The 22,791-nt window shown below is 67.7% G+C and carries 17 protein-coding genes; 7 read left to right on the top strand and 10 right to left on the bottom strand.

What is annotated here, in order from left to right:
- Positions 1–29 precede the first annotated feature (29 nt).
- Positions 30–2,750, top strand: coding sequence for a [protein-PII] uridylyltransferase (locus ILT43_RS07605; protein ID WP_204197521.1), 2,721 nt, complete (start codon positions 30–32; stop codon positions 2,748–2,750).
- On the opposite strand, the gene ILT43_RS07600 is transcribed toward ILT43_RS07605, so the two are convergent.
- From ILT43_RS07600 to ILT43_RS07570, 7 genes are all read right to left on the bottom strand, one after another.
- A complete protein-coding gene (locus tag ILT43_RS07600; protein WP_204197520.1) occupies positions 2,747–3,106 on the bottom strand; it encodes a hypothetical protein in 360 nt (119 codons plus the stop codon). The genes ILT43_RS07605 and ILT43_RS07600 overlap by 4 nt on opposite strands.
- Positions 3,103–3,519 carry a hypothetical protein gene (locus ILT43_RS07595; protein WP_204197519.1) on the bottom strand — a complete coding sequence of 139 codons (417 nt, stop codon included), beginning with the start codon at positions 3,517–3,519 and terminating at the stop codon, positions 3,103–3,105. The genes ILT43_RS07600 and ILT43_RS07595 overlap by 4 nt, the downstream gene beginning before the upstream one ends.
- A 27-nt stretch (positions 3,520–3,546) precedes the next feature.
- Positions 3,547–4,278, bottom strand: a complete 732-nt coding sequence (gene gloB, locus ILT43_RS07590) for a hydroxyacylglutathione hydrolase (RefSeq protein ID WP_204197518.1) — start codon at positions 4,276–4,278, stop codon at positions 3,547–3,549.
- A 1-nt stretch (position 4,279) separates the two neighbouring features.
- Complete coding sequence (locus ILT43_RS07585; RefSeq protein WP_204197517.1) at positions 4,280–4,714, bottom strand: VOC family protein; 435 nt, start codon at positions 4,712–4,714, stop codon at positions 4,280–4,282.
- Positions 4,715–4,749: 35 nt separating this feature from the next.
- Positions 4,750–5,472: an alpha/beta fold hydrolase gene (locus ILT43_RS07580; protein ID WP_204197516.1), complete on the bottom strand. Its 723-nt coding sequence runs from the start codon at positions 5,470–5,472 to the stop codon at positions 4,750–4,752.
- Between the two features lie 199 nt (positions 5,473–5,671).
- Positions 5,672–5,908, bottom strand: coding sequence for a DUF6356 family protein (locus ILT43_RS07575; protein ID WP_204197515.1), 237 nt, complete (start codon positions 5,906–5,908; stop codon positions 5,672–5,674).
- Positions 5,909–6,100: 192 nt separating this feature from the next.
- On the bottom strand, positions 6,101–7,489 hold the full coding sequence (locus tag ILT43_RS07570) for a UDP-N-acetylmuramate--L-alanine ligase (RefSeq protein ID WP_204197514.1): 1,389 nt from the start codon (positions 7,487–7,489) through the stop codon (positions 6,101–6,103).
- A 194-nt stretch (positions 7,490–7,683) separates the two neighbouring features.
- On the opposite strand from ILT43_RS07570, the gene ILT43_RS07565 reads away from it, so the two are divergent.
- On the top strand, positions 7,684–8,499 hold the full coding sequence (locus tag ILT43_RS07565) for an LD-carboxypeptidase (RefSeq protein WP_204197513.1): 816 nt from the start codon (positions 7,684–7,686) through the stop codon (positions 8,497–8,499).
- Between the two features lie 57 nt (positions 8,500–8,556).
- Here the strand turns inward: ILT43_RS07565 and ILT43_RS07560 are convergent, their stop codons facing one another.
- Complete coding sequence (locus ILT43_RS07560; protein ID WP_204197512.1) at positions 8,557–10,743, bottom strand: TonB-dependent receptor; 2,187 nt, start codon at positions 10,741–10,743, stop codon at positions 8,557–8,559.
- Positions 10,744–10,967: 224 nt separating this feature from the next.
- On the opposite strand from ILT43_RS07560, the gene thrS reads away from it, so the two are divergent.
- From thrS to ILT43_RS07545, 3 genes are all read left to right on the top strand, one after another.
- Positions 10,968–12,959, top strand: a complete 1,992-nt coding sequence (gene thrS, locus ILT43_RS07555; RefSeq protein WP_211534414.1) for a threonine--tRNA ligase — start codon at positions 10,968–10,970, stop codon at positions 12,957–12,959.
- A gap of 178 nt (positions 12,960–13,137) precedes the next feature.
- Entirely contained in the window at positions 13,138–13,671 is a 534-nt protein-coding gene (gene infC, locus ILT43_RS07550; protein WP_055841534.1) for a translation initiation factor IF-3, read from the top strand.
- 261 nt (positions 13,672–13,932) lie between these two features.
- The gene (locus tag ILT43_RS07545; RefSeq protein WP_204197511.1) at positions 13,933–16,812 is read left to right on the top strand and encodes a TonB-dependent receptor; all 2,880 of its coding nucleotides are present in this window, start codon (positions 13,933–13,935) and stop codon (positions 16,810–16,812) included.
- Between the two features lie 107 nt (positions 16,813–16,919).
- On the opposite strand, the gene ILT43_RS07540 is transcribed toward ILT43_RS07545, so the two are convergent.
- Positions 16,920–19,007 carry a malate synthase G gene (locus tag ILT43_RS07540; RefSeq protein WP_204197510.1) on the bottom strand — a complete coding sequence of 696 codons (2,088 nt, stop codon included), beginning with the start codon at positions 19,005–19,007 and terminating at the stop codon, positions 16,920–16,922.
- 95 nt (positions 19,008–19,102) lie between these two features.
- Between ILT43_RS07540 and ILT43_RS07535 the strand changes: the two genes are divergently transcribed.
- A complete protein-coding gene (locus ILT43_RS07535) occupies positions 19,103–19,996 on the top strand; it encodes a LysR family transcriptional regulator (RefSeq protein ID WP_204197509.1) in 894 nt (297 codons plus the stop codon).
- 173 nt (positions 19,997–20,169) lie between these two features.
- On the opposite strand, the gene ILT43_RS07530 is transcribed toward ILT43_RS07535, so the two are convergent.
- Complete coding sequence (locus ILT43_RS07530) at positions 20,170–21,006, bottom strand: oxidoreductase (RefSeq protein ID WP_204197508.1); 837 nt, start codon at positions 21,004–21,006, stop codon at positions 20,170–20,172.
- A gap of 91 nt (positions 21,007–21,097) precedes the next feature.
- Here ILT43_RS07530 and ILT43_RS07525 point away from each other — a divergent pair, with 91 nt between their 5' ends.
- Positions 21,098–22,735: a thiamine pyrophosphate-binding protein gene (locus ILT43_RS07525; protein WP_204197507.1), complete on the top strand. Its 1,638-nt coding sequence runs from the start codon at positions 21,098–21,100 to the stop codon at positions 22,733–22,735.
- The last annotated feature ends 56 nt before the right edge of the window (positions 22,736–22,791 follow it).

Below are 22,791 nucleotides of genomic sequence, written 5' to 3'. Positions count from 1 at the left end.
TCGGCGGCGAACGGCCATGTAGCGCTGTGATGACCTATCGCTTCGAAAGTCTGTCCAACCGCAAGGCGATCGTCGATCGGCGCGCGCTCGCCGAGGCTGTGGCGGCGTTGCCGATCGACCAGCTTCCGGTCGCCGCGACCACGCTGCTGCGCGGTGCTCTGGACGCCGGACGCGAGGAGATCGCGCGCCGGCTGGCCGAGCGACCGACACGCGGGCTGGAAGCGGCGGCGGCGCAGGCGTATCTGATCGACCGCATCTTGCAGATACTGTTCGCGGTCGCCTTGCGGCTGCATCCGGACGAGCGCGAGCCGATCGCGGTGATGGCAGTCGGCGGCTACGGCCGCGGCGAGATGGCGGCGCATTCCGATATCGATATCGGCTTCCTCACGCGCGACACGCCCTCGCCCCGCGCCGCCAAGGTGGTGGAGACGGTGCTGTACGCCCTGTGGGACCTGAAGCTGAAGGTCGGCCATTCCAGCCGGTCGCTGGACGAGATGATCCGGCAGTCCAAGGCCGACGTGACGGTGCGCACCGCCTTGCTCGAAGGACGGTTCGTAGTCGGCGATCAGGCGCTGGCGGACGAGGCGGAAAAGCGCTTCTCCGACGAGGTGCAGCGCGGCACCGAGCGTCAGTTCATCGCGGACAAGCTGGCCGAGCGCGATGCCCGTCACCGGCGCATGGGCGACACGCGCTATGTGGTCGAACCCAACGTGAAGGAGGGCAAGGGATCGCTCCGCGACCTGCACGCGCTCTTCTGGATCGGCAAATACGTCTACAACGTGGAACGGGCGCGACAACTGGTAGACGTCGGGCTGTTCACGCCCGCCGAATATCGGCAATTCCATCGCGCCGACGAATTCCTGTGGGCGGTGCGGTGCCATCTGCACGTCATCACCGGACGAGCCGAAGATCGCCTGACCTTCGACGTGCAGCGCGAGGTCGCGGCGCGGATGCGGTTCCGCGATGCGGCGGGAAAGCCGGCAGTCGAACGGTTCATGCAGCTGTACTTCCTGCACGCGAAGACGGTTGGCACGCTGACGGGCGTATTCCTCGCGCATCTGGACGAGCGGTTCGCGGCGCGTGGGCGGCGGTTCGGATTTCCCGGCATCCGTCGCAGCCCGAAGCGGCTGAAGGGCTTCGTGCTCGATCGCGGGCGGCTGGGTCTACCGAACGACCAGTTCTTCGCCGAGGACCCGGTACGGCTGATCGAGATCTTCGCGCTGGCGGATGCGAACGAGGTGGATATCCACCCGCTGGCGATGCGCGCCGCCGCCCGCGACGCCAAGCTGGTCGACGGCATCCGCCGCGATCCGCGCGCCAACGCGCTGTTCCTGGACGTGCTGTGCAGCCCGCGCGATCCCGAACTGGTGCTGCGCTGGATGAACGAGGCCGGCGTATTCGGTCGCTTCGTGCCCGATTTCGGCCGCGTCGTCGCACAGATGCAATTCGACATGTACCACCACTTCACCGTCGATGAGCACACGATTCAGGCGATCGGCCTGCTCGCGCGGATCGAGGCGGGGACACTGAAGGAGGATCATCCGCTCGCCACCGCGATCATTGGTCAGATCGTGTCGCGCAGGGCGCTGCGCGTGGCGGTGCTGTGCCACGACATCGCCAAGGGGCGCGGTGGCGATCACTCGATTCTGGGGGCGGAGGTGGCACTGCGGCTGGCGCCGCGGCTCGGACTGAACCCGGCGGAAACGGAGACCGTCGCGTGGCTGGTGCGGCATCACCTGCTGATGTCGGCGACGGCGTTCAAGCGCGACCTGTCGGATTTCAAGACAATCCTCGATTTCTGCGAGACGGTGGCGTCACCCGAACGCCTGCGGCTGCTGCTGGTGCTGACGATCGTCGACATCCGGGCGGTCGGGCCGGGAACGTGGAACGGGTGGAAGCGGCAGTTGCTCGCCGACCTGTTCCACGCCGCGGAGGAGGTGCTGCGGCTCGGGCACAAACAACGCGGGCGCAGCGAGCGGATCGCGGAGAAGCAGGCGCGATTGCAGGCGGCGATGGGTTGGAGCGACGCGGCGCTGGCGAAGCATGTCCGCCGTTTGCCGGAGGCGTACTGGATCGCGGAGCCGGACGACGTGCTGGCGCATAACGCACGGGCGATGACGGCCGCCGACACGCCGCTGTCGATCGACGCGCAGGTCTATCCGGAACGTGGCGCGACACTGGTGACGATCCATGCGGCGGATCATCCGGGGCTGTTCTATCGCATCGCCGGCGCGATCAGCCTTGCCGGGGGAAACATCATCGATGCGCGCATCCACACGACACGCGACGGGATGGCGATCGACAATTTCCTGGTGCAGGACCCGCTGGGGCGGCCGTTCGCGGATACCAGCCAGTTGACGCGGTTGAAGGTAGCGATCGAGGATGCGCTGGCGAACCGCAGCAAGCTGGCCGACCGGTTGACCGCCAAGCCGGCGGTGCGGCCGCGGGCGGATGCGTTCGCGATCCAGCCCAACGTGTTGATCGACAACAAGGCGTCCAACCGGTTCACCGTCGTCGAGGTGAATGCCCGCGACCGACCGGCGTTGTTGAACCAGTTGGCGCAGGCGCTGTTCCAGTCGAAGGTGACGATCCACTCCGCGCATGTCGCGACGTACGGCGAGCGCGCGGTCGACACCTTCTACCTGACCGACCTGACCGGGGACCGGATCACCGCACCGCAGCGGCTGAGGACGCTGGAGAAGCGGCTGGTCAATGCCGCGGCGGGCGAAGCGGTCGAACTGGCCGCTTAATTCTTCGGCGGCTTCTCGTACGGGGTGAAGCTTTCGAACCGGCAATATTGGCTTGGGATCGAGGTGCCGGCCCGCAGCACCCGGAAACGATCGTTGCGGCAGACCTGACTGCCGTAGACATCGACGATCAGCGTATCGAGTGCCTGCATCGAACATCGCCCGATCGTATTCGCTTTCCAGATCCGGCGACCGGTCTGTTGAGCAAGGATCAGGTTTTCGTCGGCGATGTAGAGACCCTGCTGCGTCGTCAGGGTGAGGCAGTTTTCGGGTGGGCCGGCTATGCGGCCCGCGAGCGGGTCGGACTTGGCCGCCAGCAAAGGCAGCGCGAGGGCGGCGAGGAGCAGGGCGCGCATCATTTCGCCTTTCGATATTCGGTGAACTCGCCGGGCGAGCAGCTTCCGGTGAAGAAGCCCTGCGTCTGGTCGCGCGTCTGGATGATGTCGCCGGAACACATCTGGCCGAACGACCGCACCGTCACGATGATATCGCCGCGGGCCGCGCGCTCGCAGCCGCCGCCCGTGTCGGCGATGTAGATCGGGCTGCTGCCGACGCTGTCGCGGACGAGCAGCGTGGGACCGTATACCTCCGTTCGCGCAGAGCGGATCGAAGGCACGCACGACGATTTACGACCGGGGACGAACCCCTTCAACGCCTTGGCGAGACGGTCTGCGTCGCCCTGCGCGACCGCCGTGGCGCGGGCGGTTTCGGCGGGGGTCGCGGCACAGGCGCCGAGCAGGGCAAGTGCGGCGATCGGGATCAACGGCTTCATGACATCATCCTCCACATCCCCAACGCATCAACCGCGAAAAGCATCCTTCATCGCCCGCAACTCGCCCAGCCGGTCGGCACTGCCCGCACGCAGGAAGGGGTTGGTGGCCCGCTCCTCCCCGATCGTGAACGGCACCGTCGCCTCGCCTTCCGCGCGCTGAGCCTCCACCGCCTGTTTGCGCTCGGCGATCGCGGCGTTGTCCGGATCGACATGGGCGGCGAAGGCGGCGTTGGACACCGTGTACTCGTGACCGCAATAGGCCTTCGTTGCGTCCGGCAGTTCGGCGTAGCGCTCCATGTTGCGCCACATATCGGCCGGCGGTCCTTCGAACAGGCGGCCGCAGCCCATCGCGAACAGCGTGTCGCCGGTGAAGATCAGCGCGTCGTCCGCGAAATGGAAGGCGATATGCCCGGCGGTATGGCCGGGCACGGACAGGACATGACCCGTGTGGCTGCCGATGCGGACGACGTCGCCCTCCCCGACCTGCGTATCGAGCGTCGGGATCTTCGCCGCCTCCGCGCCCGGACCGGTGATCGTCGCGCCGGCGGCCTTCATGTCGGCGTTGCCGCCGGTGTGATCGGGATGCCAGTGCGTCGTCCAGACCTGGCTGATCGTCCAGTCGCGCGCTTTCGCCGCGGCGAGGACGGGTGTGGCCTCGCCCGGATCGACGACCGCGACCTCACCCGTCTTCGTGTCGTGGATCAGCCAGGCATAATTGTCCGAGAGCACGGGAACGCGGACGATCTCCAGCCCCGACACGTTACCAGGTTCCGGTGTTCGGCATCGACACCCATGGCTCGGCGGGGTCGAGCGTGCCGTCCTGCAGCAACTCGATCGAGATGCCATCGGGCGTCTTCACGAACGCCATGTGGCCGTCGCGCGGCGGGCGGTTGATCGTGACGCCGCCGTCCATCAGTCGCTGGCAGGTCGCGTAGATATCCTCGACGCGGTAGGCGAGGTGGCCGAAGTTGCGCCCGCCCGAATACTCCTCCGCATCCCAGTTGTAGGTCAGTTCGACCTCCGCCTCTGCGCGTTCGCTGGGTGCGTTCATGTCGGCATCCGCGGCAAGGAAGATCAGCGTAAAGCGGCCCTTCTCGCTTTCCAGCCGCCGCACTTCCTTCAGGCCGAGCAGTTCGAAAAAGGCGATCGTCTTGTCCGGGTCGGCGACGCGGATCATGGTGTGCAGGTATTTCACGCGAGAACTCCGTGGAAGGTCTGGGGCGGAACGGATCAGCCTTGAACTAGGTCCGTTACGTCGCCGACGGCGCGGATCAGCAGCGCGAGGTCCGCGTCGCGCGACAGGCGATGGTCACCGTCCTTGACGAGGGTGATCTGCACGTCGTCATTCGCGATCAGTTCCGCCAGCCGGATCGTGCGCTGGTACGGCACGTCCTTGTCCTGCTGACCGTGCAGCAGGCGGACCGGACCGGCGAACGGGATCATCCCGAACATCAGCCGGTTCGCCTCGCCCGACGACCAGAAGGCGCGCGTATAAAGCGTCGGCAGCGGTCCGTAGGGGTTGGGCCGTTCGAGGCGACCGGTCTGGAGCATCGCCATCTTCTCGTCCATCGTGAAGCCCCAGTCGGTGAAGTCCGGCGCGGGCGCGATGCCGACCATCGCCTTCACCTGATCGGGCCGGGCCTTTGCCGCGAGCAGCATCAGCCAGCCGCCCATCGACGAGCCGACGAGCACGACCGGACCCTTCGCCACCTCGTCCAGCATCGCCAGCGTATCGCCGAGCCAGCCGGCCAGCGTCTGGTCCTTGAAATCCCCCTCCGACTGGCCGCAGCCGGCATAGTCGAAGCGCAGGAAGGCGCGCGCCTCCGTCTTCGCCCACGCCTCCAGAGCCAGCGCCTTCGACCCCTGCATGTCCGACGCGTAGCCGGGCAGGAACACGATCGTCGGGCCGGTGCCGGCGGTGTGGTGGAAGGCGAGGCGGTGCGGCTGGGTCATGCTGGAATCCGGGCGAAGTGGAGGAAGTGGAGGCGTCGGGACGCTGGCCTCCACTTCGGTACGGCGCGGCTGGTGTCGGGGTGATCGGCGGGCGTTGTTGGGGTGGTGGCCATGCGGCGCGGTATAGATCGGGCGAGCCGTGTAGGACAGGTTGCGCCGTCGTCCGTGCAACCGCGGAAGCACGAACGGCGGCATCCGGTCAGATGATGAATTCCACCGATCGCGTCTGCACTTCGCCGTCGCGCTTGGCGACGATCTCGCCGTGCAGCGTCTTGATCGCGCGGCTGCCGGTGGTGGTGCAGAGGAACGGGAACACACCGTGGATGATCGCACCGACGCCGCCGGCGATCATCCGCAGCCCGAAGCGGGTGGCGACGACGAAATGCTGGCCGTAGCTTTCGCCGACGGCGGCGGGGTGGTCGGTGAAGGGGTTCATCGCCGGTCTGCTCCTTTGCAGGCGCCAGCGTAGACGGAAGGCGCGGAGTGATCCAGCGTTGGCTGTCGATCCTCTCCGGCACGGGGAGGTGGCGCGCCGCAGGCGTGACGGAGGGGCAGCCGCTCGCCGTGTCGCCTGTGGCTGCCCCTCCGTCAGTCCTGCGGCCTGCCACCTCCCCTTGCAGGGGAGGATTTACAGGTTTGCCAGCATGTCCGCGGCCAATCCGCTCAGCGTGTCGTCGCGGGCGCCCATCACCACGATGCGGTCGCCGGGCCGGGCCAGGGCGACGAGGCGCGAAGCTGCGTCCGAGCGATCGGGGTCGTGGTGGGCGGTTCGGCCGGCGGCGGCGATGCGGGCGACGATGTCGGCGCTGCCGACCTCGCGCGTGACGGTGCCGCCGAAATAGGCGGGATCGGGGATCGTCAGCACGTCCTCGCCCGCGAGATGGTCGGCGAAGGTCTGCGCCAGTTCGCGGCCCATTTGCTTGAGGGGGCCGTAGCCGTGCGGCTGGAAGAGGATCAGCAGGCGGCCGGGATGCGCGTGCAGCGTGTCGAGCGTGGCGGCGATCTTGTCCGGGTTGTGGCCGAAATCGTCGATGACGGCGATGCCGTTCGCTTGCCCGACGAGGTCGAAGCGGCGGCGAAGGCCGGTGAAGCCCTCGATCGCGCGGGCGGCGTCGGCGAGCGGGACGCCGGCCGCGACGCAGGCGCCGATCGCGGCGAGCGCATTAGAGACGTTATGGCGGCCCGGGACCGAAAGGCGGATGTGGTGGTCGCCTTCAGCGCCGATCAGATCGAACCCGATCGCGAACGGTTCGGGCGACAGGTTGCGGGCGACGAGATCGCCCTCCCCTTCCACCGCAACGGTCGTGAGCGTGTCCCGCGGCAGCGTCGCCAGCAGCGCCGCGGTTTCCGCATCGCCGGCGTTGGCGACGACGTGGCGGGCGGCGCGGGCGAAGTCGCCAAATAGCTGGCGGAGTTCGTCCAGCCCCTTGTGATCGAGCGTGACGTTGTTGAGCACCGCGACCGCAGGGCGGTATAGCGCGATCGAGCCGTCGCTTTCATCGACTTCGCTGACGAAGGCGTCACCGCGACCGACCAGTGCGCTGGCGAACGGGGCGTCGGGCGTCGCGAAGTCCTTCATCACCGCGCCGTTCATCACCGTCGGATCGCGGCCGAGCGTATGCAGGATATACCCGATCATGCCGGTAACGGTGGACTTGCCGCTGGTGCCGGCGACCCCGATCGGCAGCGCCGCGTCGTTGAACAGGCCGGCATTGACCTGCGCCCGCGTCATACGCGTGCAGCCGAGCCGGTCGGCGGCGACGATGTCGGGCACGCTCGCCTCGACCGCGGCGGAGGCGATGACGATCTGATCGGCGGAGGTCACGCCGCTGCCATCCTGCGCGAACAGCGCGATGCCGGCGGCGCGGAGCGCGTCGAACTTGGCGGAGGTGCGGCCCTGGTCTAGGCCGCGATCGGAACCCGCGACAATGCCGCCGCGCGCGCGGACGATCATCGCCAGCGGCATCATGCCGGACCCGCCGATGCCGACGAAGAAAGAGGATTTGCCGCTGTGCATCGGGGCGGGCTATCGCGGCGGTGGAGCGTGGGCAAGCTTTTGAGCATGATGCGGGCGTTCTCCGCTGCCCGCCACCCCGGCGGAAGTCGGGGTCCAGTCTCGGCGGAGCCAGTGAGACCCACGGCGTGCGCGGCGACTGGACCCCGGCCTTCGCCGGGGTGGAAGAAGTTCGTGATCATAAGGAACGCAAGACCATGAAGATCACCGTCGTAGCGCCCGGCCGGCCGATCGATCCGGTCGTCGCCGCACGCGCGGGGGCGTTTGCGGCGATCGCCTATCCGGAGGTGGACCTGATCTTCCACCCGCAATGCTTCGAGAGCGCGGGGCATTTCGCGGGGAGCGATGCGCTGCGCGCGGCGACGTTCCTGTCGGTGGCGAACGATCCCGCGGTCGATGCGGTGTGGTTCGCGCGCGGCGGGTACGGGTCGAACCGCATTTTGGCGGAGGTGATGCCGAATCTGGGACCGGCGGCGGCGCGCAAGGCGTATGCGGGCTATTCGGACATGGGGTTCCTGCTCGGTGCCCTGTACGCGCGGCGGATCGGGCGGCCGGTGCACGCGCCGATGGCGACGGACATCAACCGCAACAAGGGCGACGAGACGGTCGCGCGGACGCTGGGCTGGCTGGTGCGCGGCGACCGGCAGGGGCTGGAACCCGATCTGGGCGGGCGGCCGGCGGCGGCGTTCAACCTCGCCATCCTCGATGCGCTGATCGGGACGCCGTGGCTGCCCGACCTGACCGACCACGTGCTCATCATCGAGGAGGTGTCGGAGCCGCTGTACCGCGTCGACCGGATGCTGTTCACGGTAGCCAATGCGACACAATTGAAGGGGATCGCCGGAGTGCGGCTGGGCGTGGTCAACGATATCGTCGAGAACGATCCGCCGTGGGGCGAGACGCTGGAGGCGATGATGGCGCGCTGGTGCCGCGACATGGGCGTGCCGTATCTGGGCCGCGCGCGGGTGGGGCACACGCAGGACAACTACGTCGTGCCGTTCGGAATCGCCTGATCGTCGGAACAAACCGCCTGCTCGAAACAGGGCGCCCCTTCAGAACAGGGCGCCCCCTTAGAACAGGCTACGCAGCGACACCATCACCGAACGGCCGAACGGGTCGAGATAGGCGGGGCGCAGGCCGATCGGGGTGATCCCGTCACGGTCACGGACGCGCTGGCGCTCGTTGAACAGGTTGCGGGCGTTGAGCGCGATCTGCACCCCCTTGCCCCAATGCTGGCCGCCCGTGATCTTCGCCAGCGGCACGATCAGGGAGGTGCCGATCGTCAACAAGCTGCCGAAGCGCAGATCGGCCGCGGCGAGATCGGCACGGACGCGGGTGGCGGAGCGCCACTGGAGGTCGAACGTTCCGGAGATGCCGCCCCGCGACAGGGCCGCAAAGGCGTTGCCCTCGAAACGGGGACGGCCGCCGCTGCCGCCGAACGCATCGCCGTCGAGCAGATCGAGCGAGGGCTGGCCGTCCACCAACATCAGCCGGTTGGCGAGGCGCAGCGTGGGCGACACGTTGGCGAACAGAAAGAACGGTTCGCTCGGCATCGCCGGGGGCGGGCCGGGTTCCGTCCCCGGCGGCGGCGGCATGGGCAGCATCGGCTGTGCGCCGAGCGGACCGGCCCATCCGAGGTTCGCCGTCAGTTCCCGGCGGCGTTCGCGCGCAAGGTTCACGGGGCGACTGTCCACGGACAGCAGCCGCCCGTTCGCATCACGCGTGAACAGCGTCGGAAAGGCCGCGGCGACCAGCGGTGTCGGCTGCGACACATAGGCGGCCTGATCGATGATGTCGGTCGTGGCATAGGTTACGGCCAGGGTCAGCTCGCGCTTCGCGAACGGCTTGAGCGTCAGGTCGATCGCGCTTCGCCGCTGTCGTTCCGGCGCGAGGCGAGCGTTGCCGCCGCCGATCACGTCGACCAGCACGGTCTGGCCGGTGAGATTGTCGAAATAGGGGACGTTCGGGAAGGAGCGGACCGGATCGAAGAGCTGGTTGACCGAAGGCGGCGTCTGCCTGCGGTCGACGCTGCCGCCCAGCCGGACCGCGGCGATCGGTTGCCAGCCGAGCGTCGCGGCGACGCGGGGGTAGGTACCGCCGCCCGTCACATGCCCGATGCCGCCGGTCGCGGTCGCGGTCACGTCGCCCAGCATCGACAGCACCCCCAGGCGGGCGGAGGCGATCGGCAGGCTTGCGGTGACCGTCGCCGCGCTGGTGCGGCGGTTGAAGGTGCGCGCGTCGGCGGCGGAGGCGCCCGCCCGACGGCTGCGCGACTCGTCCCTGTCGAGCGCCAGCGCCAGCGTCGCGTCTCCGGCAGGAAGCGTCACGAGCGGGCCGTTGGCGACGAGCTTGGTCGAGAGCGTCCGCGTCGCCGACCGGGTGCGCAGCGCCTGCGCCGGCTCGCCGCCCAGCGTAGCGATGGTCGCCGCGAGACTCGTGGCACTGCCGGTGCCGTTCCAGGTCCATTCGCCGAGCGAGCCATTCACCGCGATGCCGCCCGTCGTCGTGCTGATGACCGACCGCTGGCGCGCAGCGTCCGCCGAGCCGATCGCGACGCCGAGCAGCGACAGGTCCGCCTGTCGCTCGGTCGATCCGGACAACGACAGGCTGGTCGTGCGGCCGAGCGGGACCGCCCAGGCTCCGTTGCCGCGAATGGTGCGGGAAGCGGCGGCGATCGACCGCGGCGTCAGGCCGGGCAGCGGATCGAGATCGCGCTGCGCCTCCGTGATCGCCAGCCGCCGCTCCCCCCGCGCGCCGAGCGTCAGGCGGCGCGGCCCGTCGAGCCGCGTCGCGGCGGCCCGCGCGAGGATGCCGGTGCCGCCACCCTCGGTCGTACTATTGCTCTGCTGCTCCAGTTCGAGCGAGCGGAAGCGCCTCTTCGTGATGATGTTCGCCACGCGCCGGGTCGGGGGATAGCCGAAGCGGGTCGCGTCCGCCTCGCTGAGGATCTCGAACTTCTCGACGGCTTCGGACGGCAGGTCCTGCATCTCCTCGAACCCGGAGATGCGGCGCCCGTTGAGCAGCAGGATCGGCGGCTCGCCGGACGGAGAGCGGGTCAGCGACTGCAACTTCTTGAGCATGTCCGCGAGCGACGTCGTGCCCAGCCCCTGCAAGGCGGTCGCATCGAACACCGCGAGCGGCTGGGTCGTACCGACGATCGAACGATCATCCAGCCTTTTGCCTTCGATGACGATTTCGGCGGAGGACTCGGTGGAGGTCGACGGAGGAACCTCCTGCGCAGCAACCGGTGTCGCCATCGACGCTGCGATCGCCACGACGCGGTTGCGTGTCCCGGTTGCCCCGATTCGCGTCCGACGCGCTGTGTAAGTTCCCGATCGCGCACGCATATCGTCAATCTGCTCCCGTGCGCCCGCCAAAAACGGCGGAAATGCTGGGCTACGCTAGGCGATCCGCCCCTGCTTGCCTATATCGAGCAGGCGACGGCATAAGGCCGCCTCTCCTCCCAACAGCCGAGTTTTTCATGTCTGTCATGTTCCGCATCACGCTGCCCGACGGTTCCGTCCGCGAGGTTGCGCCGGGGACCACCCCCGCGGACGTGGCCTTGGCGATCGGGCCGGGGCTGGCGAAGGCGGCGCTGGCGGCGCGGATCGACGGCGAGGTGCGCGACCTGTCGCGGCCGTTCGACGGCGATACGCAACTGGCGCTGGTGACGGCGCGCGACGAGAAGGACGCGCTGGAGCTGGTGCGTCACGATCTGGCGCATGTGATGGCGGAGGCAGTGCAGCACCTGTTCCCCGGCACGCAGATCACCTTCGGCCCTGCGACCGACGACGGCTTCTACTATGACTTCGCGCCAAAGGAGCGGCCGTTCACCGACGACGACCTGCCCGCGATCGAGGAGGAGATGCGCCGCATCATCGCGCGCAACGAACCCTTCGTGCGCGAGGTCTGGTCGCGCGAGCAGTTGATCGACACGTGGACGCAGCAGGGCGAGACGTTCAAGGCGGAATGGGCCGCCGAACTGCCCGAGAACGAGGAGCTGACGATCTATCGTCAGGGCCAGTGGCTCGACATGTGCCGGGGGCCGCACATGGCCTCCACCGGCAAGCTCGATCCGCAGGCGTTCAAGCTGACGCGCGTGTCCGGCGCATATTGGCGCGGCGACCAGAAGAACGCGATGCTCAGCCGCATCTACGGCACCGGCTGGCTGAACAAGAAGCAGCTCGACCAGCATCTGTTCCGGCTGGAAGAAGCGGCCAAGCGCGACCACCGCAAGATCGGCGCGGAGATGGACCTGTTCCATCTCCAGTCGGAGGCGCAGGGGTCGGTGTTCTGGCACCCCAAGGGCTTCATCCTGTGGCGGCAGCTGGAGGCGTATATGCGCCGCCGCCTCGACGCCGCCGACTACGAAGAGGTGAAGACGCCGCAGCTCATGGACGCGCGCCAGTGGGAGCAGTCGGGCCACTGGGGCAAGTATCGCGAGAACATGTTCGTGGTGCCGGACGAAGTGCCGAACACCGAGGAAGAGGGCGCGGTCCTGTCCGGCGAAGGCGACCTGATGGCGCTGAAGCCGATGAATTGCCCGGCGCACGTCCTGATCTTCAAGCAGGGGATCAAGTCGTATCGCGATCTGCCGATCCGCATGGCCGAATTCGGTTGCTGCCACCGCAACGAGCCGCATGGCGCGTTGCACGGCATCATGCGCGTCCGCCAGTTCACGCAGGACGACGCGCACATCTTCGTGCGTGAGGACCAGCTGGTCGACGAGGTCCGCAAGTTCTGCGAATTGCTTGACTCGGTCTACAAGGATCTCGGCTTCGACAGCTATGCGATCAAGCTGGCGCTGCGGCCCGAAAAGCGTTTCGGGTCGGAGGCGATGTGGGATTGGGCGGAGCAGTCGCTCCGCGATGCGGTCGCGGCGACGGGACGCGACACGGCCGAATATGGCTGGGAGGAACTGCCCGGCGAGGGTGCGTTCTATGCGCCGAAGCTGGAGTTCCACCTGACCGACGCGATCGGTCGGACGTGGCAGGTCGGCACGATCCAGACCGACACGGTGCTGCCCGAGCGACTCGATGCCAGCTATGTCGGCGAGGATGGCAATCGCCACCGCCCGATCATGCTCCACCGCGCCATTCTCGGCACGTTCGAGCGCTTCATCGGCATCCTGATCGAGCATCATGCGGGCCGTTTCCCGCTCTGGCTGTCACCGGTGCAGGCGGTCGTCGCGACGATCGTGTCGGATGCCGATGACTATGCGCGCGACGTGCAGGCGAAGCTGGCGAAGGCGGGCCTCCGCGTCGAAACCGACCTGCGCAACGAGAAGATCAACTACAAGGTGCGCGAGCATTCGCTGGCCAAGGTCCCGAACCTGCTGGTCGTCGGCAAGCGCGAGGCCGAGGAGGGCAAGGTCGCGCTGCGCCGGCTGGGCAGCCAGGCGCAGGAGATCCTGACGCTGGACGAGGCGATCGCGATGCTGGTGGCGGAGGCGACCCCGCCGGATCTGCGGTGAGGTTCCTCCCTCCCCTCTGAAAAGCGGATTCGTCGCGACGGTGACGCTGATGGAAAGGCCCGTTCCTACCGCCCGCCTTACGGAAGGGGCTAGCAGAGCATCAGCATCTTTCGCGAGCGTCGGAAAAACACTATATGCCGTATCAACAACCACAGGAGCAATACCCATACGTCCTCCCATGATGCGCCGGCCGAACCAGGCGCCGCCGATGAACGGTCCTCGTTTCAACGAATGGATCCAGAGCCAGAAGGTCCGCGTGATCGATCACGAGGGCGAGAATCTCGGTGTCATGTACACGCGGGAGGCTATCGCTGCGGCACAGGAAGTCGGGCTCGATCTGGTCGAGGTCTCGCCGAACGCCGATCCGCCCGTCGCCAAGTTCCTGGACGTCGGCAAGTTCAAGTACGAGGCCCAGAAAAAGGCGAACCTCGCCCGCAAGTCGCAGAAGACGCAGGAGATCAAGGAGATCAAAATGCGTCCGAACATCGACGACCACGACTACGACACCAAGATGAAGAAGGTGGTCGAGTTCATCGGCGAGGGCGACAAGGTGAAGGTGACGATGCGCTTCCGCGGACGCGAACTGAGCCACGGGCAGCTGGGCATGGCCGTGCTGCAACGGGTGGCCGAACAGGTCGCCGACGTGGCCAAGGTCGAGGCCTATCCGCGGATGGAAGGTCGGCAGATGCTGATGGTGCTGTCGCCGAAGTAAGCCGGTACCGAGATCGGTGGAACGACAGGGCGGTCCGAGAGGGCCGCCCTTTCCATATGTGCCCCATGTCGGCGATTTCATGTTGCAGTGCATGATGTTGCCCGGCGGCGACACTCCCCCCACGATTTGCGGAAAAAACATGGTCAATACTCGAAACCGGTAGACGCCTGCCCCTTGGACCCTCTAGCAAATGTCCAAACCAGACATTCGAAAAAGCCGGACACCGGTAAAACGAACGTCAACCAAGGGAGAGATGCCGCCATGCGCCGGACCGCATACCTGTTGTCTGCCGTCGCCACCGTTGCCCTCGCGGTGCCAGCTTTTGCCCAGCAAGCGACCCCCACCACGGGGGAAGAGCGTCAGGTACCGTCGCAGGCGACCGCCGCGGGTGCGGTGCAGAGCCAGTCGGACAACACCGGCACTGCCCAGAGCGAAGCACCGGCCACCAATGCCGGCGACATCATCGTCACCGCCACCCGCCGCGCCAGTCCGCTGAGCGACGTGCCGATCGCGGTCAGCGCGGTGACGCAGGACGCGTTGCAGAATTCGGGCGGCAACGACATCCGCCAGCTGAACCAGCTTGCACCGTCGCTGCTGGTGTCCTCCACCGGATCGGAAGCGAACGCGTCCGCCCGTATCCGCGGTATCGGCACGGTCGGCGACAATCCCGGCCTGGAAAGCTCGGTCGCGGTCTTCATCGACGGCGTCTATCGCAGCCGCACCGGCGTCGGCCTGAACGAGCTCGGCGAGATCGAGCGCGTCGAAGTGCTGCGCGGTCCGCAAGGTACGCTGTTCGGCCGCAACGCGTCGGCCGGCCTGATCAACATCGTGTCGAAAGCGCCCGAGTTCAATTTCGGCGGCGTCGCCGAGGCGACCTACGGCAATTACGATAACTATCGCTTCGCCGGCGGTTTGACCGGTCCGCTGATCGGCGACGTGCTCGCGTTCCGCGTCGACGGCGTCTACAACAAGCGCGACGGCTTCCTGACCAACATCACCCCGAACCGCAACGGGAGCGAGCGCGAGGTCAACAACCGCGACCGGTATTTCGTCCGCGGCCAGTTGCTGTTCAAGCCCACCGACGCGATCTCGCTCCGGCTGATCGGCGACTTCACGCGTCGCAACGAAAGCTGCTGCGGCGCGACCTATTACAGCAAGTTCGAGACGGTCGATCCGACCGCCAACGCCGCGCAGGCGAACGGCAGCGCGGTGAACACGGACGGCGCGGTCGCCTACAATGCCAGCAACCGTATTCTCGGCATTCTCGACCGGCTGGGTGCGGTCCGTCCGACCAACACCGTCAACGCCAACCCGTTCGAGCGCAACGTCGCGATCACGCCGGGCCGCAGCTATCGCAACATCACCAAGGATTATGGCGGGTCGGGTCAGCTCGACTGGGATCTGGGCGGCGCGACGCTGACCTCGATCAGCGCCTATCGCGAGTACAAGTCGGGCAACGGTGCCGACGTCGATTACGGCAATGTCGATCTGGGCTATCGCGGCTCCGACTCCTACCGCCAGTTCAAGACCTTCACGCAGGAACTGCGCCTTCAGGGATCGCTGTTCGAGGGCAAGCTCGACTGGCTGGTCGGTGGATTCTATTCGCATGAGAAGCTGAGGCTGGTCGACAGCACGAACTTCGGGTCGCAATACGGCGCGTTCGCAGCCTGCCGTCTGGTGGCGACCGCCAACCCGCTGGTGCTGCTCCAGAACCAGAACAATCCGGGCTGTCTCGGCACGACGCCCTCGGCGGCGTTCGGCGGCGCGACGGCGCGGCAGGCGTTCGGTGCCAACTTCGGGCCGCTGGCACCGGCCATCCTCGCCGGGCTGGATCGCCTCTCGACCGTCAACAACCTCGGCGATCGCGGCTCGGTCTATCGCCAGACCAGCGAGAACTACGCGTTCTTCACACACAACATCCTGAACATCACCGACACGCTGTCGGTGACGCTGGGCCTGCGCTACACGCACGAGAACAAGCGGTTCAGCGCCGACATCAACAACAACAATACGGTTTGTCCGGTGCAGCAGGCGAACCTGGCGCCGCTGCTCGGCAGCGCCGCCGTTCCGGCGGCCGCGAAGACCTTCATCGGCGGCATCATCACGCTGTCGTGCGTCGGCAACAGCTCCGTGCAGCTCAACGGCCTCGACCTGCGCGACGGGTTCAAGGACGGTGAATTCACCGGCACCGGCGTGATTTCGTGGAAGCCGACGCCGCGCCTGCTGACCTACGCCTCCTACGCGAAGGGCTACAAGGCGGGCGGGTTCAATCTCGATCGTTCCGATCTGGGCGGCCTGAGCGGCGTGTTCGCGCCGCGGTCGAACGCCGACGCGGCTGGCCTGCGCTTCGACGCGGAGAAGGTCGACGCGTACGAAATCGGAGCGAAGTACAACATCCGCGGCAGCCTGAGCCTGAACGTCGCGGCGTTCCGTCAGGAGTTCAAGGACTTCCAGCTCAATACGTTCAACGGCACGGTCTTCGTCGTGCAGAACATCCAGGGCTGCGATAACGACCTGGGCGGCGCGGACACGGACAGCCTGGCCGGCAACGGAACCTGCGCCGGCGATGCCAACCGCAAAGGCGTGATCTCGCAGGGTGTCGAAGTCGAAGCGGTCATGAACCCTGCGCGCGACGTGACGTTCACCGCCGGCTACACCTTCGCGGACACCAAGTTCCGCCGCAATCTGGTCGGCAATTCGCAGGGCGAGGCGCTTGACCCGGCGCTGTTCCTGCTGCCGGGTGCGCAATTGTCGAATGCGCCGCGCAACGTCGTCACCTCGTCGCTGGCGTGGACGCCGAACATCGGGTCGAACGGCCTGTCCGCGCTGTTCTATGTCGATGGCCGCATGACCTCCGACTACAACACCGGCTCCGATCTGGCGCCGGAGAAGAAGCAGGACGGCTTCCCGCTGGTCAACGCGCGCGTCGGCCTGCGTGGACCGAACCAAATTTGGGCGCTGGAGGTCTGGGCGCAGAACCTGACGAACCAAAACTATGTGCAGGTCGCGTTCAACTCGCCGTTCCAGGGCGCGAACTCGGTCGCCAACACGCAACGCTTCGGCCAGACCGCCAACGCGCTCTACTCGGCCTTCCTCGCCGAGCCGCGGACCTATGGCGTGACGCTGCGCTCACGCTTCTGATCTGCCGATCGCGGACGAAGGGCCGGTCCACCGCTGGGTGGGCCGGCCCTTTTCGTCTGTTCCGAGCGGGTCGTCTGCTGATAGGCCCCGCCCCAACTGCTGGCGGGCTAAGCCGCCGCCTTCGCCAGCGCACGATAGCGGTGGAGGAGCGGTTCCGTGTAGCCGTTGGGCTGGTCCAGCCCCTCGAACACCAGTGCCCGCGCCGCGTCCAGCGCGAGGCCGCCGTCCGCCAGTGGTCGGTAGAGCGGATCGTCGGCATTCTGCTCATCGACCTTCGCCGCCATGCGCGTGAACGCTGCGTCGACCTCGGGACGCGTGGCGACGCCGTGGAGCAGCCAGTTCGCGATGTGCTGCGACGAGATGCGCAGGGTGGCGCGGTCCTCCATCAAGCCGATGTCGTGGATGTCGGGTACCTTCGAACACCCGACGCCCTGATCGATCCAGCGGACGACATAGCCGAGGATGCCCTGCGCATTGTTGTCGAGTTCCTCGCGAACCTCCTCGGGCGACCAGTTCCGCCCCGTCGCGACCGGCACCGTCAGCAGGCGGTCGAGCGAGGCGACGCCCTCCCCGCCGCGTTCGGCCTGACGCGCGAACACGTCGATCGCATGATAGTGGGTGGCGTGCAGCGTCGCCGCGGTCGGGCTCGGCACCCATGCCGTGTTGGCGCCGGTGAGCGGGTGGCCGACCTTTTGCGCGAGCATGTCCGCCATGCGGTCGGGCGCGGCCCACATGCCCTTGCCGATCTGGGCACGGCCGGACAGCCCGCAGGCGAGGCCGATCTGGACGTTGCGGTCTTCGTATGCCGCGATCCAGTCTGCCGCCTTCATCTCGCCCTTGCGGATCATCGGTCCCGCCCGCATCGCGGTGTGCATCTCGTCGCCGGTCCGGTCGAGGAAGCCGGTATTGATGAACACGATGCGGTCGCGCACGGCATGGATGCAGGCCGCCAGATTGGAGCTCGTCCGCCGCTCCTCGTCCATCACGCCGACCTTGATCGTATGGCGCGGCAGATCGAGCAGATCCTCGACCGCGTCGAACAGCCGGTCGGTGAAGGCGGCTTCGTCCGGCCCGTGCATTTTGGGTTTGACGACGTAGATCGACCCGGCGCGACTGTTCGCCCTGGGGCCGTTCAGGTCGTGGAGGGCGATCAGGCTGGTGACGATCGCGTCGAGTACACCCTCCGGTGCCTGCGACCCGTCCGGCAGAAGGACGGCAGGCGTCGTCATCAGATGGCCGACGTTGCGCACGAACATCAGGCTGCGGCCGGGCAGCGTCACCGCGCTGCCGTCCGGCGCGACATAGTGGCGATCGTCGACAAGACGGCGCGTCTGTGTGCGGCCGTTCTTCGCGAAGCTGGCGGTCAGGTCGCCCGTCATCAGGCCCAGCCAGTTGGCATAGGCGGCGACCTTGTCCTCGGCGTCGACGGCAGCGACGGAGTCCTCCAGATCGGCGATCGCGGTCAGCGCCGATTCGAGGACGATGTCCGCCAGCCCGGCGGGATCGTCGCGGCCGATCGGGTGATCGCGATCGACGACGAGTTCGATGTGCAGGCCATGGTGGCGCAGCAGGAGTGTGTCCCCCGAGCGGCCGATGAACTGCGACGGATCGGCAAGGACGGGGTCCCCGCCCCGCCAATCGCCCCACGATCCGGCGGCGAACGGTACGCTGCGGTCGAGGAACGCCTTGCCCCAGGCGATCACCTGCGCGCCGCGGTCGCGGTCATAGCCCTGCCCCGCCGGCGCGCCGGAAATCGCGTCCGTGCCGTAGAGCGCGTCGTACAGGCTACCCCAGCGTGCGTTCGCGGCGTTGAGCAGGAAGCGCGCGTTGAGGATCGGCACGACGAGCTGCGGCCCTGCGAGCGTCGCCACCTCCGCGTCGACGTTCGTGGAGCCGATCGCGAATGGCGCGGGCTCGGGCACGAGATAGCCGATCTCGCGCAGGAAGGCCTGATAGGTGGGCATGTCGACCGGTGTTCCGGCGTGCGCGTCGTACCATGCGTCGATCTTCGCCTGCATCGTGTCGCGAACCGCGAGGAGCGCAGCGTTATCCGGCGCGAACCGAGCGAAGATGTCGGCGACGCCTTGCCAGAAGCGCTCCGGCTGCAATCCGGTGCCGGGTATGGCGCGATCTTCGATGAAGCTCGCCAGCGACGGTGCGACCTGTAAGCCGGCTCGGTCGATCATCGTCGTCATGCGCTCGTCCCTTGTAGATCGGGACGAGCATAGCGGTTCGTGCAGTTGGTCGTTAGGCGCATATGTGACAAAGCTGTCGATCGCTGGAGGAACGAATGGACCCGGACATCGCGCTGTTCGTCGCCGTCGTGGACGCCGGCAGCCTGAGCGCGGCGGGCCGTACAGCGGGCATATCGCCGGCGATGGTGTCGAAGCGGATCGCGCGATTGGAAGCGCGGCTTGGCGTCCGGCTGCTCGTGCGGACGACCCGGCGGCTGGACCTGACCGGGCCGGGGGAGCGGTTCCACACCGATGCGGTGGCGATCCTCGCGACGCTGGCGGAGGCGGAGGCGCGGGTATCCGGGCGCGGCGGCACACCGGCGGGACGGCTGCGCGTGGCGGCACCGACATCGTTCGGGCGGATGCTGATTGCGCCGCACCTCGCCGGCTTTCTCGACCGGTATTCAGCGGTAGAACTGGAGATGGACCTGAGCGATGCGATGATCGACATCGCGGCGGAGCGCGTCGATCTGGCGATCCGCATTGCCGCCGACATCCCACCGCCGCTGCACGCGCGGCGGCTGGCGTCGAGCCGGCGCGTGCTGTGCGCCAGCCCGGCCTATCTTTTGGTTCATGGCGAACCGAAGACACCGGCCGATCTGGAGCGGCATCGCCTGCTCGCGACCGTCGATCAGCTGCCGTGGCGGCTGTCCGGACGGGGCAAGGCGGTGACCGTGGATCGGCCCAGCCACGTGCGGACGAACAGCAGCGACCTGATCCGCGAACTGGCGCTGGGCGGCGTCGGCGTCGCGCTGCGGTCGCTATGGGACGTGCGTGGTGCGCTCGCGGCGGGCGCCTTGGTGCGGGTGTTGCCGGACTATGAAGGATCGGCACGGGTGGCGATCCATGCGGTGTTCCCGACGGTGACGCCGCTGGCGGCGGCAGTGGCGTTGGTCGAGCATCTGATCGGGTGCTGGCGCGGGGGTGCGGCGCTGGAGGGGATGGAGTAAACCCGATCTCTTTCGTGGCGTGATAATAGCGGATGCCCGTCACCCCAGCGGAAGCTGGGGTCTCGTTGTTGCCGGGCTGTGTAGCGCCTTCGACGGAGACCCCAGCTTTCGCTGGGGTGACGGGCTAAATAAGGTCGGTGCTGACGAGGAAGCTGATGCCTTGACCCAGCAGCCTACTCCGGAAAATCCGTCGCCTCCCCTTCCCCGCGCAGGCGTTCGATCTCTGAGACACGCGCCTTCAAGCGGTCGAGCACCGCGTCCAGCCCCCATTTGCCGAGCACCATGTGCCGCGGCGGGGTGTCGCTTTCGGCGAGCGCGATCATCGCGTCAGCGGCGCGGACGGGATCGCCGGCCTGTTTGCCGCTGATGTCCTTCGTGCTCGCGAGCCGCGCGCCGGCGGTGTCGGCATAGGCGTCGATCCTCACCGGCGTCTGGCGCAGCGATCGGCCAGCCCAGTCGGTGCGGAACGGCCCCGGCTCCACGCATGTCGCGCGGATGCCGAGCGGAGCGCCTTCTGCCGCGAGCGAGTCGGTGAAGCCCTCCACCGCGTGCTTCGATGCGGCATAATAGCCGGAGCCGGGGAAGCCGACGATGCCGGCGACGGAAGTGACGTTGATGACATGCCCGGCCGCCTGCGCGCGCATCGTCGGCAGGATCGCGCGGGTCAGCGCGAACAGGCCGAAGACGTTGGCGTCGAACTGGGCGCGGATCTCGGCATCGTCACCCTCCTCGATGCTCGCCTGATAGCCATAACCGGCATTGTTCACGAGCACGTCGATCCGGCCGAACCGCTCCAGCGCGGCCGCGACCGCCGCATCGATCTGTGCCTGATCCGTCACGTCGAGCGAGACGGCCAGCGCGCGGTCGCGGGCGAGATCGGTGACCCGTTCCTCGTCACGCGCGGTGACGACGGCGCGCCAGCCGCGTGCCAGCACGCGCTTCGCGAGCGCCCGGCCGAAGCCGGTGGAACAGCCGGTGATGAACCAGACCGGATCGCTCGACAGCGGCATAAGGTGTTCTCCTGAAACGGAATGTCTGCGCGGGAATGATCGGCGGACGGACGCGGTTCCCGGTCGGGCGGCAAGCGGCTATGCTGCCGCCATGACACTCAGAACCGGCGGCCGCCTCCTCGTCGATCAGCTCGTGGCGCAAGGCTGCGACCGTATCTTCACCGTGCCGGGGGAAAGCTTCCTCGCGGTGCTCGACGCGCTGCACGACACGCCCGCGATCGATCTGGTGGTGTGCCGTCAGGAAGGCGGCGCCACGTTCATGGCATGCGCGGACGGGACGATGACGCACCGGCCGGGCATCGCCTTCGTCACGCGCGGACCGGGCGCGACCAACGCGTCGATCGGCGTGCATGTCGCGATGCAGGATTCGCAGCCGATGATCCTGTTCATCGGCGATGTCGACCGCGGCACCCGCGACCGCGAGGCGTTTCAGGAGGTCGACTTCCAGGCGATGTTCGCACCGCTATGCAAGTGGGCGGCGCGGGTCGACGATGCCGCGCGCATCCCGGAATATGTCGCGCGCGCCTATGCGACCGCGATCAACGGGCGGCCGGGACCGGTCGTGCTCGCGCTGCCGGAGGATATGCTGCTCGACGTGGTGGCGGCGCTGGACCGCCCGCGCGTCGAGCGGACGGCGCAGGGGGCGGACGCGGACGCGATGGAGCATCTGGCCGATCTGCTCGCCACCGCAGAACGGCCGGTGGCGATCATCGGCGGCGCGGGCTGGAACGAAGCCGCGGGTCTGACGGTCGCCGACTGGGCGGCGGAGGCGGGCGTGCCGCTGGCGGCGGCGTTTCGGCGACAGGATGCGGTGCCGAACGACTGCCCGGTCTATGCGGGAAATCTAGGCTATGGCCCCAACCCGAGGCTGCTGGAGCGTATTCGCGCGGCCGACCTGTTGCTGGTGATCGGGGCGCGGCTGGGAGAGGCGACGACGGACGGCTATGCGCTGGTCACGCCAGAGCATCCGGGGCAGCGGCTGGTGCACGTCCATCCCGATCCTGAGGAGCTGGGGCGAACCTATCGGACCGATCAGGCGATCTGCGCTGGCATGGCCGAATTCGCGGAAGCGCTGCTGGCCATCTCGATTCCGCCGCTGACCGCGGGGGCGGAGGCGCATGCGGAGTGGCTGGGCTGGTCGACACCGCAGCCGCGCGACCTGACGATGGATCTGGGGCCGTGCGTGACGGCGATGCGCGAGGCTTTGCCGGCGGATACGATCATCTGCAACGGCGCGGGCAATTACTCGGGCTGGTGGCACCGATACTGGCATTATGCCGGTCCCGGCACGCAGCTGGCGCCGACCGCCGGCGCGATGGGGTACGGCGTGCCGGCGGCGGTGGCCGCGTCGCTGCGGCATCCGGGGCGCAGCGTCGTGGCGCTGGCGGGCGACGGGTGCTTCCTGATGAACGGGCAGGAGCTGGCGACGGCAGTACAGAGCGGTGCATCGATGCTGGTCGTGGTGGTCGATAACGGCTGGTACGGCACGATCCGCATGCACCAGGAACGCGAGTTTCCCGGACGCGTCGCGGGCACGCGGCTGGCCAATCCGGACTTCGCGGCGCTGGCGCGGGCGTTCGGATGCTGGGCCGACACGGTGGAGCGGACGGAGGATTTCGCCGGGGCGCTGGCACGGGCTGGGTCGGAGCCGGGCGTTCGTTTGCTGCACGTGAAGACGGATGTCGAGGCGATCACCGCGGGGACGACGCTGGCGAAGCTGCGAGGGTGAACAAGGCGAGCTTCTAACCTTCTCTCGTTTCCCGCAGAGGCGCCTGCCCGTGCCCC

This window comes from Sphingomonas longa, from assembly GCF_016892685.1.
GTDB lineage: Bacteria > Pseudomonadota > Alphaproteobacteria > Sphingomonadales > Sphingomonadaceae > Sphingomonas > Sphingomonas longa.
The sequence above is the reverse complement of the archived record's forward strand: the minus strand, read 5'-3'. Positions and strand labels throughout refer to the sequence as shown.